Source organism: Actinomadura decatromicini (genome assembly GCF_008121305.1).
GTDB lineage: Bacteria > Actinomycetota > Actinomycetes > Streptosporangiales > Streptosporangiaceae > Spirillospora > Spirillospora syzygii.
Genome location: NZ_VSRQ01000001.1, coordinates 1323921 through 1338269, shown reverse-complemented (window position 1 = coordinate 1338269; position 14349 = coordinate 1323921). Strand labels below are relative to the sequence as shown.

The window sequence follows — 14349 nt, the reverse complement described above, 5'->3', positions numbered from 1 at the left end:
GCGCCGCCTCGGGGCCTGTGAGAGTGTCTTGTGCGGTCGACATCCGGCCTCGATCAATTTCCTTCGCGCACGGCGGTGACGATGAGGAAGGTTCCGGGCGTGTACTCGTCCACGATGGCCATTCCCGCCGAGGAGAGCGCCTCGCTCATTTCCTTCTGAGGGAACGACGTGACGCCCAGGCACTCCTCGTGCCGTTGCTGGAAGTACCGGTAGAGCGGGTCGGCGGAGGGCCGGTAGGTGAGCATCGTGAATGTGCCGCCCCTGTGCAGGCACCTGCCGATCTCGCTGATCGTGACTTCCGGATCGTCGATCGACTGGATGGTGTTCCAGCAGTTCACCGCGCCGAGGGAGCCGTCGGCGAACGGCAGGGACCGGGCCGGGCCGCGCATCGTCAGCGCGTCCGGGACGACCTCCCGCAGCCGTCCGACCATCGCGGACGCGAGGTCGAAGGCGATGACCCGGTCGCCGCCGAAGCGCTGCGTCAGGAGTCTCGTCCAACGGCCCGTCCCAGCCCCGAGGTCGAGGAGCGGGCCGCCTTCCGGACGCGCGTGTTCGAGGAGATACCGGTCCTCGTCGGCGACGGAGACGGCGCCGTTCCAGTTCGACCCGTTGATGCGGAGAAAGGCCGGGCGTAGAAGGGGCTCGTACCTCGACAGGTAGAGCGGCGAATTACCGGCGATCTGGTCCCCGGCCCCGAACGCCTCGGAGGAGAGGTCGAGATACCCGTGGTCGGTCATGTAGTCGACGGCGCAGCGAGCACAGACCACGCTCGCCCCGTCGCGCGCGAGTTCGCCTTTGCAGGACGGGCACCGAATAACCACGGCGAATCCATCGAAAAGCGATGACGCCTGCGCGGCGGGGACGGAGGCGGTTTCAGGCTCGGTTTCACGAGGCGCCTCGGACGTGACCTGCCCCGTGGCGATGGCGGAGGCGGCCTTGCCGCCCATATAGGCGAGGAGGGTTCGAGTGTCCTTCTCCCAGAACGCGACCGCCGCCTCGGGGGACAACGTAGCCAGCCATTGGCGTTCCCGGTCGCGCTCCGCGCCGGTGAGCGTCCAGCGGATCGGGGACGGCCACGCCCGGCCGATGAAAGGCGCCGAAGGATCGAATGACGCGAGGCACCGTTCCAGGCGGGCGAAATCGTCCGGATCCAGCGCGGCGTTTCTGGCCGCCGGGAGTATCCGCGCGGCGTCTTCGGGGAAATGCGCTAGGAAATAGACGAGGGCGGCGCCCAGGGGCTCGTCCCGCCGCAGCGTGCCGAGCAGTTCCACGAAGCGGGGCAGCCCGTCGCGTATCCGCCGGCGCAGCTCCTGGTCGCCGTCTCCGGCGGTCTCGGCCAGGAGGCCGAGCAGGACGGCGAGATGGGCGCGCCGTCCGGCGGGCACCGCGCGCACCCGCTGGACGATCTCCTGTGCCGCGTCCGACGCGCCCGGACGCGGGCGTCCCTCGGACCACACCAGGCGGAGCAGGTCGAGGGAAAGCTGGTAGACCTCATCGTCATTTACCTGAGAGAACTGTTCGAGGCGTTCGCTGAAGGCGGCGGCCTGCGCTCTCATATATGTCTCCCAACGCACGGGTGATGAGCGGATGCGACGTATTCCGTGCAGAGATCGGACAGTTTCGTCCAGGTATAACAGGATATGTCGTCGACCGGCAAGGGGCTGTCCCCGGGCAGGTCCCGCATAAGGCGGACGGTTATAATCGCCGTGGCCGACGAATCTGCAAGTCGGTCGAGATGTTGCACGCCGATCAAAGGTTTCCGTGCATGGTTGCGGCTATTGCAAATATGCCTGTCGGAAGCCAATTCATATCTGTTTGTGAGGTGCGTCACAACGGGAGAGCCGATGGTGCCGGCGCCGTCCGGGAATCGTCACTTCTCCCGCCGCCTTGCGGCACACCCGCACCCGCCCACATACACGGAGGGGAACGTGGAACAACGTCGGCTCGGCACAGGCGGACCCTCGGTCTCCGCCCTCGGACTCGGATGCATGGGAATGTCGGGGCGCTACGGTCCCGTCGACGACGCCGAGAGCCTCGCGACGCTCCGCGCGGCGCTCGACGAGGGCGTGACCCTGCTCGACACGGGCGATTTCTACGGCATCGGAGACAACGAGCGCCTGATCGCCCGCGCCCTCCGGGACGGGCGGCGCGACCAGGTCGCGGTGAGCGTGAAGTTCGGTGTGCTCTGCGAACCGGGCGGGGGATGGGCGGGGCTGGACGCGCGTCCCGAGGCCGTCCGCAACTCCCTGGCGTACACCCTGCGCCGCCTGGAGACCGACTATGTGGACGTCTACCGTCCGGCGCGGCCCGACCCGAACGTGCCCATCGAGGAGACCGTCGGGGCGATCTCCGAACTGGTGGCCGCCGGGTACGTGCGCTCCATCGGGCTGTCGGAGGTCGACGCGGAGACCCTGCGCCGGGCGTACGAGACCCACCCGATCGGCGACCTCCAGATCGAGTACTCGATCCTCTCGCGCGAGATCGAGGAGGAGATCCTGCCGTTCTGCCGACAGAACGGCATCGGGATCACGGCGTACGGGGTGCTGTCGCGCGGCCTGCTCTCGGAGAGCCGGTCCCAGCCGAGGACGCGGGACGGCGACATCCGCGGCGGCTTCCCGCGCTTCCAGGGCGAGAACCTCCGCCACAACCTCGCGTTGATCGACGGGCTGCGCGAGGTGGCCGAGCCGAAGGGGATGACGGTCGCCCAGCTCGCCATCGCCTGGGCACTGGCGCGCGGAGAGGACGTCGTCCCCGTGATCGGAGCGCGAACCCGGGCCCAGCTCGCCGAGGCGCTGGCCGTCGCCGACGTCCGGCTCACTCAAGAGGACCTCGCGGCCGTCGAGCGGGCGGTGCCCGCCGGATCGGCCGCCGGCGACCGCTACCCGAGCCGCCCCATTCCGAACCCCGACGACGACGAAGAGTGAACCGAACCCTCCGAACCCAAGGATGAGCAATGGCAGACCGACCGACGATAGCGATCCTGCACCCCGGACAGATGGGCGTCGCGATCGCCCGGCAGTTGCTCCACGGCGGCGCGGACGTGCTCTGGCTGCCCGAGGGACGCAGCCCGGCGACCCGGGAACGCGCGGACGCCGCCGCCCTGCGACCGGTGGACGACCTCAAGACCCTGGTCGCGGAGAGCACCGCGATCCTCTCGATCTGCCCGTCGAACGCGGCCGAGCACGTCGCCGAAGCAGTCGCGGAGCACGGGTTCGCCGGGACCTACGTCGAGGCGAACGCGATCTCGCCGGAGCGGGTCCGGCGCATCGCCGCCACGGTCGCGGCGAACGGCGCCACCGTCCTCGACGGCGGGATCCTCGGCGCGTCCGGCGCGCAGATGCGCTTCTACCTGTCCGGGCCGTCCGACCGGACCGCCGCCGTCGCGGCCCTGTTCGACGGCACCGGGGTGGCCGCGATCCCGCTGGACGGTGAGGTCGGCACCGCGTCCGCCCTCAAGCTGGCCTTCGCCCTGTGGCAGAAGGGGGCCCGCGCGCTGGCGGCGGTGTCCTACGCGCTGGCGGACCGGTACGAGGTCGCCGCGAGCCTGTGCGCCGAGGCCGAGACCGAGGCCGACGCGGAGCGGGGACGCACCGGCCGTTCGCCGTTCAGCAGCCCGGACCGCTACCTGCTGCCCGCCGCGGTGCGCGGCTGGCGCTGGGAGCACGAGATGGCGGAGGTCCAGAGCGCGCTGGACGCGGCCGACCTGCCCGGCGAGCTGTCGCGCGGGGCCGCCGAGGTGTTCGGACGCTGGGCGCCGCTGAAGGACCGGCCCGAGGAGGACCTGGGCGAGGCCCTCGCCCTGCTGCGCGCGGAGGGGAAGGGCGCCTCCCAGCCGAGCTGAGGACGCGGCCCGGACGACCCGGGCCGGACACGGAAACGCCGCGGGGCCGACCGCCGAGAACGAGGGCGCGTCGGCCCCGCCGCGTTCGGGAGCCCCGTCCCTGCCGCGTTTCGGCTGCCTACCTGCCGCGTTCGCGGGCGCTTTTCGTGGCCCTCCGGTCTGTGATACAAACAGTATCTAGTGAAACGACCTGTAACATCGGAGGTGCCCGGATGACCGCCAGTCACCAGGGGGTGACGACGACGGAACGGCCCGGCCAGGACCGCATGTCGCGCCTGCTGATGATCCTGCTGGCCGCGACGGTGGGCGCGGCGGTGGCGAACCGGTTCTACATCGAGCCGCTGCTGGGCTTGGTCGCCGACGAGTTCGACGTGTCCAACGCGGCGGCGGGCCTCCTGGTGGCGGGCGCGAACGTCGGTTACGTGGCCGGCCTCGTGCTGCTGGTTCCGCTGGGCGACCTGCTGGAACGGCGCCGGCTGGTGACGGTCATGCTCCTGCTCGCCGGTGCGGTGGCCCTCGGCTGCGCCGCCGCACCGGCGCTTCCCGTGCTGGCCCTGGCGCTGGCCGGCCTCGCGATGATGTCGGTGTCCGCCCAGATCCTGATCCCGCTCGCCGCCTCCCTCGCGGGGCCCGACGAGCGCGGGCACGTCGTGGGCTTCGTGACGAGCGGCCTGCTGATCGGCACGCTCTCCGCGCGCACGCTCAGCGGGTTCGCGGCGGGCCTCGCCGGGTTCCGGCTGATCTTCGTGGTGGCGGCGGTGCTGATGGTCGTCCTCGCGATCCTGCTGAACCGGACGCTGCCGCCCACGCCGTCGACGCGGCGCACCGGCTACTGGACCCTCCTCGGGTCGGTGATGACGCTGGTGAAATCCGAGTCCGAGCTGCGCCGCCGCATGGTGCTGGCCTTCCTCCAGTTCGCCGGTTTCACCGTGCTGTGGACGCCGATGGCCTTCCTCCTCACCGACTCGCCCTACGACTACGAGGCCACGACCATCGGCCTGTTCGGGCTCTTCGGAATCGCCGGAGCGATGGTCGCCCCGCTGGCGGGACGCCTCGGCGACCGCGGCCACAGCGCCCGCACCGTCACGATCTCCCTGACCGTGATGCTCGCGAGCTGGGGACTGCTCGTCCTCGGCGGCACCTCGGTGATCGCGCTCATCGCCGGCATCGTGCTGCTCGACGCCGGGTTCCAGGGCGCGCACATCAACCACCAGCGCACCGTCTTCGCGATCGACCCCGAGGCGCGGAGCCGGATCAACACCGCCTACATGCTCGCGTTCTTCCTCGGCGGGGTGGCCGGGTCGACGTCGGCCGCGTTCGTCTACAACGCCGCGGGGTGGACCGGGATCTGCCTCCTCGGCGCCGGGCTGGCGACGGCCGCGCTCGCCGTGTGGTGGATCACCGCGCCGCGCGGGGCCGGCGACGTCGCCGAGAGCACCGACGTCGCCGAGACCACCGGCAATGGCTGACCGGCGGTGGCGTGGCGGCGCGGGTCGGCCGGCGGGGATCAGTCGGACGGTGAACCGTTCTCCGGGAGGCGACTTCGCAGGGTGTCCCGGACGCGGGAGCGCAGCCAGGCGTGCGCCGGGTCGGCCTCGCTCCGCGGATGCCACGCCATGCGAATGGCGACGGGAGTCGCCGGAATGGGGAGCGCGAATGACCGCAGCCCCGCCTTGAACAGGCCGGGATGCAGGATGACCTCCGGTGCGATCGCGACCAGATCGGTCTGGCCGATCACCGAGAACGCCGTGGTGTAGTGATGCGTCGTCATGGTCACGCGGCGGCGCAGATCATATTTCGCAAGGGACGAGTCGACCGCGGCGCCCGCGGCGTCGGCCTCCAGGACGTCGATATGCGAGGCGTTGGCGAACCGCTCGACATCGATCGTTCCATTTAAAAGCTCATGACCGGCGCGCACCACGGCGACGTAGCGGCTGAACAAGAGATTCTCGACCCGCAACTCCGGTGAGAAGGAATGGACCCTTCCGATCTCCAGGGCCGCGGTCCCCTCGCGCAGGGCGTCGGGGTCGGCCTGGCTCGCGGACATGAAATGAAAGGTCGCGCCCGGTATTTGCGGGTAGTCGTATGACATGAGCCGCGGCGCGAGGACGCCCGCGTATCCGTCGTCGACGAGCAGCACGAAGTTGCGCCAGGCGGACGCCATGGCGTTCACTTCCCCGGAGGAGAACAACTCCTCGGCCTCGCGGACGAGGAGGTGCACCCGTTCCCGCAGTTCGATTCCTCTCGGAGTGACGACCATGCCCCGCCCCGCGCGGGCGAGTATCGGATCTCCCAGCCGGTGGCGAATTCGGTGCAGCGTCCGGCTCATGGCGGAGGGAGAAAGATGCAGCCGCTTTGCGGCCTGGGTGACGCTCTCGGTCTGAAGAAGGGCGTCCAGCGCGACGAGCAGGCGAAAATCACTGGGCAGGGAGAGCTCAGCGTCGTTATTCGGTGGAACCACTTCTGATGACACTCCTCGCAGCGGCGGTACCTGATCTACGGTAGCTCAGATGGAGGATCGACCGTGTCTCGGCCAAGTCATTATCATACCCTCGGACAGGCGCTAATTTGAAGGGCGCGATGGCCTGTCGATGGGCCGAGTCAGCGCGACTCGGGGAGCGAGCTGTCTTCTTCGCGGCAGGTCAGCTCTCGGCCGCGTCGAATCGTAGCGGAGTGATCTGCTGGATGTCGTACTTTTCGCGCAGGTTGATCACGGCATCCACATTGGCGGTGCCGCTGTCGAACATCTCGAGCAGCTCCTCGAAATAGGCCTCGTGGTCCGGTGGCGGCGCGGAGAGAAAGAGCATCCGCGCGGGAGTGTCGTGCGGATTGGTGAAGGCGTGCGGGCATCCGGCCGGAACGAACATGCAACTTCCGGCGCCGGCGCGGACCGGACGGCGGCCGTCCGCCCCGCGCCAGGAACGCCAGTCGTCCGGGGTGCGCTGCTCCGGCTCGAATGCGAGGAGCTCGAGTTCTCCGTCGAGAACGTAGAAGATCTCTTCGGTACGGGTGTGGACATGCGCGCCCACGTCGAATCCGGGTGGGACGACGACCTCGAAGAGGGAGCCGGTGCGCGAATGGTCGCCCGTCACCTTGAAGGTCACTTCTTGTGCCCTGGTGACGAATTTCCGACCGGCGCCGGGCGGTATGACGAGACCGTCGGTCATGGCGCGTTCCTTCCCGAATTCCGCTGCCGAGGGCGAGGTCACGAGACGGGGTGACGGGCGGCCCGCCGGGGGTCCGCGGACCGCGTGGTCGACCCGTCCGCCCAGGTCCCGACCGCCATCTCGGCCGTGATCCCCGGGCCGAAGCCCGCGATGATCCCCTTTTCGTCGTTCTCGGTCTCGCCCTCTTCAAAGAGGCGCCGCAGCGCCTCCAGGACGACGCTGCTGGCGATGTTCCCGTATTCGGTGAGCGTGGCCCTGCTGTGCCGGAAGGCGTCCGGCTTGACGTCCAGGAAACGGCAGAGATCGTCCAGGATTCGCGGGCCGCCCGCGTGAATGATGTAGAAACCGAGTTTGGACACGTCCCAGCCCTGGTCGCTTACGAGGTCGCGCAAGACCGGGGCGAGCGGCTCCATCGTGGTCGGGACCCGCTTGTCGAGCTGGAAGTGGAATCCGGTGTCCTTCACGGCATAGGAGATCCAGTCCTCGGTGTTCGGAATGAGGTAGGAAGAGTTGCGCTCAAGCCGCATTCCGGTGCCGCCGTGGCCGCGGACGACGGCGGCCGACACCGCGTCCCCGAAGAGGCCGTTGGACAGCAGTGAACCGATGTCGTGGTCCGTCGGCTGGTAGCACATGGAGCAGAACTCGCACGAGACGATGAGCGCGTTGCTGCCCAGGTGGGCGTTGCAGAAGTCGTGCGCCCGGTTGATGGCGGCGCCTCCCGCGGCGCAGCCCAGTTGCGCGATGGGAATCTGCCTCGTGTCGTGCCGGAAGCCCATGGAATTGATGAGCCAGGCGGTGAGCGACGGCATCATGAACCCGGTGCAGGACACGTAGATGATCACGTCGATGTCCTGCGGGGTCAGTTCCGCGTTCTTCAGCGCCAGCTCGACGACCGCCGGGACCCGCTTTTTGGCGTGCCGTTCGTAGGTGAGGTTCCGCGCCTCGAACCCGGGGTGCCGAAGCGTCTCGTCGAGCGGGAGGATCGTGTGCCGCTTGAGCACGCCGGTGTTGCGGATAAGGCGCAGCACCAGCTTCAGCTTGGGGTGGTCGGCGTGCAGCTGCTCGGCCAGCCGAAGCGTGTCGTCCAGGGTCACTATGTTTTCCGGAACATTGACGGCCGGCTTGCAGAGGATCGGCATCGTGGCACCATCCTGGGAGTTGGGAGAACCATCCTGGCGGGAGCATGCCCGACTCTGGTGTAAAGAAATTGCCCCGTGGGTCGCCCGGTCGGACCCCGAGAAGTCGATGGTCGATTCCATTCGACGTCGCGGACGAACCCAATACCAGAACATCTCTACAGTCGCCAGCGCTGGCAGGTCAACCCTTATTGCGCTGAGTTCACCCGGATCGGGACCGGTCCTTTTTGTGGCGCATATCACAGGAGTCGCTTCTCGATATGCCGTGGAGAAGGAGAGTTGAGCCGGGCGCAAGGGTGGCGGGCAACTGTTGAGGGCATTGCAGCGATGCCTCTACCAGTGGCTCCGCCGTCCGATCTTGCGCTCGGTGAAAATCGGGGGTCTTTTCGATTACTCCGGTCTTGATGGGACTTCTTGCTCGTGTCAGGGTCGTCTGATATCCCTGGACTTCCGTGCGCCGACCGTCGATTGAACCGGTTTGCCGAAGACGGATCCGAGCGGGACGCGGAGCGCCGGCTCGATGTGACCGCCTTTGCTGGGAAGGGTTGGCAACTCGATGGCGAAGATAGTAGTGATCGGTGCGGGAATGGCCGGGCTGGCGGTCGCCCTGTTCTGCGCCCGGCGCGGCCACATGGTCACCGTGGTGGAGCGGGATGATCAGCCGAAACCCGAGGCGAGTGCCGAGGAGGATTTCACGGAGTGGGAGCGCGACGGCGTCCCGCACGCCCGTCAGGGCCATAACTTCCTCGGCCTCTCCAGCCGGATCATGCGGGAGGAGGCGCCCGACGTCCTGGACGCGGTCGCCGCCCGGGGCGCGCCGCGGGTCCCGATCGCGGGCGGGGACGGCGACGAGAACGTGCTGTCCCGCAGGCTCGTCTACGAGGGGGCTTTGCGCCGTGTCGTCGAGGCGCAGCCGGGCGTCGAGGTGCTGTCGGGGACGTCCGTCAAGGGCCTGCTGACACGGGGCGAACTCGCGGGCGTCCCGCGTGTCGTCGGCGTGCGGCTGCCCAGCGGGGAGGTCGCGGCGGACGTCGTCGTCGACGCGAGCGGGCGCCGGACGCGCTCGGTGCGGTGGCTGGCCGAGGCCGGCTGCCGCCCGCCGCGGGAGACCGCCCAGCCGTGCGGGTTCCACTACCTCACGCAGCACTTCCGGCTGCGTCCTGGCCAGTCGTTCCCCGCGCTGACCGTGCCCATATACGTGAAGCTCGACTACACCAAGCTGGTGCTCTTCGCCGGTGACAACGGCTGCTTCCAGGTGTCCATGACGGTGGCGGCGGACGACCCGCTGCGGCACCGGCTCCGCGAGCCCGGCGTCTACCACCGTTTCCTGGAGTCCGTGCCGCTGACCGCGCCATGGCTCGACCGCAGCGAACCGATCGACGAGCCGCACCCGATGGGGAACCTGGAGGACAGGTGGCGGCGGCTGGTGATCGGCGGACGCCCCGTCGTCGCCGGTCTCGTCCTGCTCGGCGACTCGGCGCTCCAGACCAACCCGGCGTTCGGACGCGGCGTGCCGCTCGCCTTCCTCCAGGCCAGGCACTTCGCCGACACGGTCGAGACGGCCGGCGACGCGGCCGGTTTCGTCGCCCGGTTCGACGAGTGGGCGGAGCGGAACCTGGGCTTCTGGTTCAGGGCCCAGGTCGCCAGCTCCCGCGAACAGCGCGAGCACATCGAGGCGGGCGTCCGCGGGCGGCCGATCGCCCCGCCCGCCGACCCGATGGGCCGGTTCATCGCCGCCCTCGCGATCGTCAGCGAGGACGAGCCGGAGGTGAACGCGGTGCAGCTGCGCTTCTTCAACATGCTCATGACACCCGAAGCCCTCGTCGACGACCCCGTCGCGGCGCCGCGAATCCGGGACTACCTCGAAACCCATGCGGACCCCGTCGTCCCGGCGCAGGGCCCGGACCGGACCGAGTTCGAACGACTCGTCGCCCGCTGACCGTCGCCGCAGGTCGGCATCGCCGGACTGCAACCTCGCCGCACTGCAACCTCGCCGCATGACAACAAGGAGCCACCGGATATGACGCAGCAGAACGGATCGGTTGGAAACCTGGGGCAACTCGCGGACCTCAGCGTGCCGATGGCGATCAGGGTGGCGGCGACGCTGCGCATCGCCGACCACGTCGCCGAGGGCCCGCGCACCGCCGCGGAGCTCGCCGACACCGTGAAGGTGAACGCGGGCCCGCTCGACCGGGTGCTGCGCCACCTGGCCAACGCGGGCGTCTTCAGCGAGGACGAGGAGGGACGGTACGGGCTGACGCCGGTAAGCGAGGCGCTCCGGGACGACCACCCGTCCCACCTGCGCAAGCGCCTGGACGTCGACGGCGCGCTCGGACGCGCCGAGCTGGCCCTCGTGGAGCTGCCGGGCACCGTGCGCGCCGGAACCAACGCCTACACCGAGCGCTACGGGCGGTCCCTGTGGGAGGACCTGTCCGCCGACCCGGCCCTCTCGGATTCCTTCAACGCGATGATGGCGATCAACCTCGCCGGGGTGGCCCCGTCGATCGTGGCGGCCTACGACTGGGGTTCGCTCAAGCACGTGGTGGACGTCGGCGGCGGCAACGGGGCGCTGCTGAGAGCGCTCCTCACCGAGTACCCGAACCTTCGCGGCACGCTGGTGGAACTCCCGGAGGCCGCCGAGGCGGCGGTGCGCGCCTTCGAGGAGGCGGGCATGGCCGACCGCGTCGACGTCCGCTCCGGCAGCTTCTTCGATCCGCTCCCGTCCGGCGCCGACGCGTACGTGCTGTCCGACGTCCTGCACGACTGGGACGACGAGGACGCGAAGGCCATCCTCGGGCGCTGCGCCGAGGCGGCGGGAAGCGACGGGGTGGTGCTCGTCGTCGGGGAGTACGGCCCGGACGGCGAGTCGCCGAGCACCACCATGGACCTGCGGATGCTCGTCTACCTGAACGGCCAGGAGCGCTCGGTCGGCGAGGTCGCGGCCCTCGCCGCCGACCGCGGGCTCGGCGTCGCCGGCGTCCACACCGAGGGCGAGATCTCGATCCTCGCGCTCCGCCTCGACGACGAGGAGGACAAATGACGAGCCGTTCCATCGACCTCGTCCCGCCCGAGTTCTCCTCGGTGGAGGAGGAGCGCCGACACCGCAAGGAAAGGCTGGCGGCCGCGCTGCGCCTGTTCGCGGCGCACGGCTTCGAGGACGGCGTCGCCGGGCACATCACCGCCCGCGACCCGGAATTCCAGGACCATTTCTGGATCAACCCGATCGGCATGCCCTTCTCCCATATCCGGGTGAGCGACCTCATTCTGGTGAACGACCAGGGGGAGGTCGTCGAGGGGGAGCACCAGACGCACGAGGCGCCGTTCTCGATCCACTCCGCGATCTACCGGGCGCGCGCGGACGTCCAGTCCGCCGCGCACAGCCACTCCATCCACGGCCGGGCGCTCTCCTCGCTCGGCGAGCCGATCGAGCCCATCACCCAGGACTCCTGCGCCTTCTACAACGACCAGGGATACCTCGACGACTACACGGGCGTGGTGCTGGACGAGGCGGAGGGCAAGCGCCTCGCGGCGGCGCTCGGCGACGCGAAGGCCGTCATCCTGCGCAACCACGGGCTGCTCACGGTCGGGACGTCCGTGGACGCCGCCACCTGGTGGTTCATCTCCATGGAACGGTCGTGCCAGGCTCAGCTCCTCGCGAAGGCCGCCGGGAAGCCGATCCACATCGACGACGAGAGCGCCGCGCTCACCCACCGGCAGCTCGGCGGCGAGTTCGTCGGCTGGCTCAACTTCCAGCCGCTCTACCACCAGACCGTCCGAACGCAGCCGGACCTGCTCGAATGATGCGGAAGCCGGAAATCGGCCTAGTCGAGGCGGACGACTCCGTTGAGGAGCGTGATGACGAGGCCGTCCAGCTGGTCGTGGGGGAGCTTGAGCCGGATCGCCATCTCGTCGCACGGCACGAACCCGGTGACGGCCCCGATCGCGGTCGCGGACCGGTCGACGTCGGCGTCGCCGCGGAGGCGCCCGTCGTCGGCGAGCCTTCGGACGAAGGCGGCGACCTGGTCGTAACGCCACTGCTCCCGGCTCCCCACGACCTGGTCGGCCTCCGGGTCCACGGCGGCGAGGCCGATCAGCCTGCGGAACAGGTCGGGGTCGGTGCCCCAGAACCGGCACAGCTCCGCGACCATGGCGCGGAACGCGGCGGCCGGGTCGGCCATCGCCGCGGCGGTCTCCATGCCGCGCACCACCTGGGAGCGCTGGGCCAGGTCGTCGGCGACCGCGTCGAGCAGGCCGAGCTTCGACGCGAACTGGCGGTAGATCGTGACCCGGGTGATTCCCGCGTCCGCGGCGACCTGCTCCAGGCTCAGCCGGTGGTAGCCGACCTCGATCAGATGCTTCCGGGCGGCGGTGACGATCGCGCGCCGGGTACGCGCGACGCCCGCCGCGCGCAGGCCCGCCGCGGCCCCCCGGGAATCCCTCTCGCTCACAAGCCCATGCTACAAGCCGTAACCAATGCCGCAGCTCGCAGGCCGAATGCCGGACGAACGCCGCGCCATTTCAGTTCACGCATTCCGAGGAAAGGGGCGTCGCCCGGAATGGCCGTGCTCCCGCGTCCGCGAATCGCCTTTGCCGGGCCCGCCGAGGGGCGCGCGCGGTGAAGGCCGTCCTCCTCACCGGGTTCGGCGGCCCGGACGTCCTGCGGGCGGGGGAGGTGCCGACACCGGAGCCCGGCCCCGGAGAGGTCCGGGTCAGGGTGCGCGCGGTAGCCGTGGCCCGGACCAAGGACGTCGCCACCCGCGCAGGACGTCCCCCCTTCGGCTCCCTCATCAGGCGTTTCCCGCACGTGCTGGGCACCGAGCACGCCGGTGTGGTCGACGCCGCCGGACCGGGTGTGAGCGCCGCCTTGGTCGGCCGCCGGGTCGGGGTGTCGGCCATCCTGCCCTGCGGCAAATGCCGTGCCTGCCAGCGAGGCCGCGAGGAGGCGTGTCCGAGCCTCGCGTTAATCGGCGTGCACCGTCCAGGCAGTTACGCCGAGTACTGCGTCGCCCCGGCCGCCGGGGTGCACGTCCTGCCGGACGATGTCAGCGATGCCGAAGCCGCGTCCCTGGCCGCGAACGGCCCGGTGGCCCGCGCCCAGCTCGACGCCGGTGACGTGCGGGAAGGCGGCACCGTGCTCGTGGTCGGCGCGTCCGGCTCCCTTGGGTCCACGGTCGCCGCGCTCGCCGCGTACCGGGGCGCCACGGTGATCGGCGTCGCCCGCACGTCCCGCCGCCCGGACGGTCTCACCGGCCTCCCGCTCGCCGCGGCGCTGGACGCCACCGCCGACCTCGCCGACCACATTCGCGAAGCCACCGGCGGCGAGGGCGTCGACTGCGTGATCGACAACCTGGGCGTCCCCGCGCTGTGGGAGGCATACCGCCCGGCGCTCGCGACGATGGGGCGCATAGTCGTCTCCGGCGCCATCGAGCACGACCCCGTCCCTTTGCGGCTGCTTCCGTTCTACCTGCGCAGCCAGTCACTCATCGGAGTCCGCACCGGCAACCGCCGACAGATCGGGGCCCTCTGGCAGGACGTCCGCGCCGGTTTCCGCCCACCCCCTTTCCACCTGCGCCAACTCCCATGGACAGACGCCCCTCTAGCCCACCGCCAGCTAGAAGAGGGCACCGCCTCCGGCCAGACCATCCTCGAAATCCCCTAACCTCCCCGCGCGAATCCGACGCTTTCACCGGGCAGGTGCGGCGGTTGATCGAGGTTGGGGCCGACACGGTGCGGGTTTCCTCGTGGTGGGTCTCCAGTCGTGGCTCGATGGCGTACGAGTGGTAGACCGACCCGGCTGGCGAAACTCATCGCGGCCGGGTGTTGCTGAGCTTTTCGTCTTCCTCGGGCATGAAATTCAACTGATCAGGTTCTATGAGCAAGAACTGGTGGTGGTCGATGAAGGTCCACTCGGGACCGTGCCGGGCGAGCAAGGTCATCGAGCCGTTCCTTCACGTGGGCTGCGTCGGCCAGGTCCCGAGCTTCTGGCCGCGAGGATGCATGATCCTTACCCTGAGGCAATCTCCACCGGTATGTCCGGTAGATGATATTTTGCTGTTGGTCATTGCTGATTAGGCGTGTTTGTGTCCGTCTGGGAGGTGGGCAACCGTCGATGTGAGCCTGTGATCATCGTCCCGGCGACATGACCGACGGGTGCCTCTTCCGGCGCGCGGACACGCCAGGGCCAAGCCGATCGGGTCGTCCCGTC

General features: G+C 69.6%; 13 protein-coding genes. 7 read left to right on the top strand and 6 right to left on the bottom strand.

Annotated features, from left to right (window positions below; all coding sequences use genetic code 11):
- Positions 1-53: 53 nt before the first annotated feature.
- On the bottom strand, positions 54-1556 hold the full coding sequence (locus FXF68_RS05430) for a class I SAM-dependent methyltransferase (protein WP_148757751.1): 1503 nt from the start codon (positions 1554-1556) through the stop codon (positions 54-56).
- Positions 1557-1928: 372 nt separating this feature from the next.
- Here FXF68_RS05430 and FXF68_RS05425 point away from each other — a divergent pair, with 372 nt between their 5' ends.
- The 3 genes from FXF68_RS05425 to FXF68_RS05415 all read left to right on the top strand — a co-directional run bounded on the left by FXF68_RS05425 (position 1929) and on the right by FXF68_RS05415 (position 5310).
- Positions 1929-2924 (top strand): aldo/keto reductase, encoded by a 996-nt coding sequence (locus FXF68_RS05425; protein WP_148757750.1) that lies wholly within the window; start codon positions 1929-1931, stop codon positions 2922-2924.
- Positions 2925-2953: 29 nt separating this feature from the next.
- A complete protein-coding gene (locus tag FXF68_RS05420; protein WP_148757749.1) occupies positions 2954-3841 on the top strand; it encodes a DUF1932 domain-containing protein in 888 nt (295 codons plus the stop codon).
- A 212-nt stretch (positions 3842-4053) separates the two neighbouring features.
- Positions 4054-5310 carry an MFS transporter gene (locus FXF68_RS05415; protein ID WP_148757748.1) on the top strand — a complete coding sequence of 419 codons (1257 nt, stop codon included), beginning with the start codon at positions 4054-4056 and terminating at the stop codon, positions 5308-5310.
- Positions 5311-5348: 38 nt separating this feature from the next.
- Here FXF68_RS05415 and FXF68_RS05410 read toward each other — a convergent pair whose 3' ends face one another.
- From FXF68_RS05410 to FXF68_RS05400, 3 genes are all read right to left on the bottom strand, one after another.
- Complete coding sequence (locus FXF68_RS05410; protein WP_148757747.1) at positions 5349-6302, bottom strand: LysR family transcriptional regulator; 954 nt, start codon at positions 6300-6302, stop codon at positions 5349-5351.
- Positions 6303-6483: 181 nt separating this feature from the next.
- Complete coding sequence (locus tag FXF68_RS05405) at positions 6484-7008, bottom strand: cupin domain-containing protein (RefSeq protein ID WP_148757746.1); 525 nt, start codon at positions 7006-7008, stop codon at positions 6484-6486.
- A gap of 38 nt (positions 7009-7046) precedes the next feature.
- Positions 7047-8102, bottom strand: a complete 1056-nt coding sequence (locus tag FXF68_RS05400) for a type III polyketide synthase (RefSeq protein WP_281292132.1) — start codon at positions 8100-8102, stop codon at positions 7047-7049.
- Positions 8103-8700: 598 nt separating this feature from the next.
- Between FXF68_RS05400 and FXF68_RS05395 the strand changes: the two genes are divergently transcribed.
- From FXF68_RS05395 to FXF68_RS05385, 3 genes are all read left to right on the top strand, one after another.
- Positions 8701-10083: an NAD(P)/FAD-dependent oxidoreductase gene (locus FXF68_RS05395; RefSeq protein WP_148757744.1), complete on the top strand. Its 1383-nt coding sequence runs from the start codon at positions 8701-8703 to the stop codon at positions 10081-10083.
- Between the two features lie 81 nt (positions 10084-10164).
- Positions 10165-11184, top strand: coding sequence for a methyltransferase (locus tag FXF68_RS05390; protein WP_148757743.1), 1020 nt, complete (start codon positions 10165-10167; stop codon positions 11182-11184).
- The gene (locus FXF68_RS05385; RefSeq protein WP_148757742.1) at positions 11181-11945 is read left to right on the top strand and encodes a class II aldolase/adducin family protein; all 765 of its coding nucleotides are present in this window, start codon (positions 11181-11183) and stop codon (positions 11943-11945) included. Before FXF68_RS05390 ends, FXF68_RS05385 begins: the two co-directional genes overlap by 4 nt.
- Positions 11946-11965: 20 nt before the next feature.
- On the opposite strand, the gene FXF68_RS05380 is transcribed toward FXF68_RS05385, so the two are convergent.
- Positions 11966-12592, bottom strand: coding sequence for a TetR/AcrR family transcriptional regulator (locus FXF68_RS05380; protein ID WP_148757741.1), 627 nt, complete (start codon positions 12590-12592; stop codon positions 11966-11968).
- Between the two features lie 167 nt (positions 12593-12759).
- Between FXF68_RS05380 and FXF68_RS05375 the strand changes: the two genes are divergently transcribed.
- Positions 12760-13803, top strand: a complete 1044-nt coding sequence (locus tag FXF68_RS05375) for a quinone oxidoreductase family protein (protein WP_148757740.1) — start codon at positions 12760-12762, stop codon at positions 13801-13803.
- Positions 13804-13948: 145 nt separating this feature from the next.
- Here FXF68_RS05375 and FXF68_RS44390 read toward each other — a convergent pair whose 3' ends face one another.
- Positions 13949-14080 (bottom strand): hypothetical protein, encoded by a 132-nt coding sequence (locus tag FXF68_RS44390; protein WP_281292131.1) that lies wholly within the window; start codon positions 14078-14080, stop codon positions 13949-13951.
- Between the last annotated feature and the right edge of the window lie 269 nt (positions 14081-14349).

Bases quoted from the DNA above. Each gene is read 5' to 3' on its own strand.
- FXF68_RS05395 (WP_148757744.1), top strand. From the start codon at position 8,701: ATGGCGAAGATAGTAGTGATCGGTGCGGGAATGGCCGGGCTGGCGGTC.
- FXF68_RS44390 (WP_281292131.1), bottom strand. From the start codon at position 14,080: ATGACCTTGCTCGCCCGGCACGGTCCCGAGTGGACCTTCATCGACCAC.
- FXF68_RS05385 (WP_148757742.1), top strand. From the start codon at position 11,181: ATGACGAGCCGTTCCATCGACCTCGTCCCGCCCGAGTTCTCCTCGGTG.
- FXF68_RS05420 (WP_148757749.1), top strand. From the start codon at position 2,954: ATGGCAGACCGACCGACGATAGCGATCCTGCACCCCGGACAGATGGGC.
- FXF68_RS05430 (WP_148757751.1), bottom strand. From the start codon at position 1,556: ATGAGAGCGCAGGCCGCCGCCTTCAGCGAACGCCTCGAACAGTTCTCT.
- FXF68_RS05390 (WP_148757743.1), top strand. From the start codon at position 10,165: ATGACGCAGCAGAACGGATCGGTTGGAAACCTGGGGCAACTCGCGGAC.
- FXF68_RS05405 (WP_148757746.1), bottom strand. From the start codon at position 7,008: ATGACCGACGGTCTCGTCATACCGCCCGGCGCCGGTCGGAAATTCGTC.
- FXF68_RS05415 (WP_148757748.1), top strand. From the start codon at position 4,054: ATGACCGCCAGTCACCAGGGGGTGACGACGACGGAACGGCCCGGCCAG.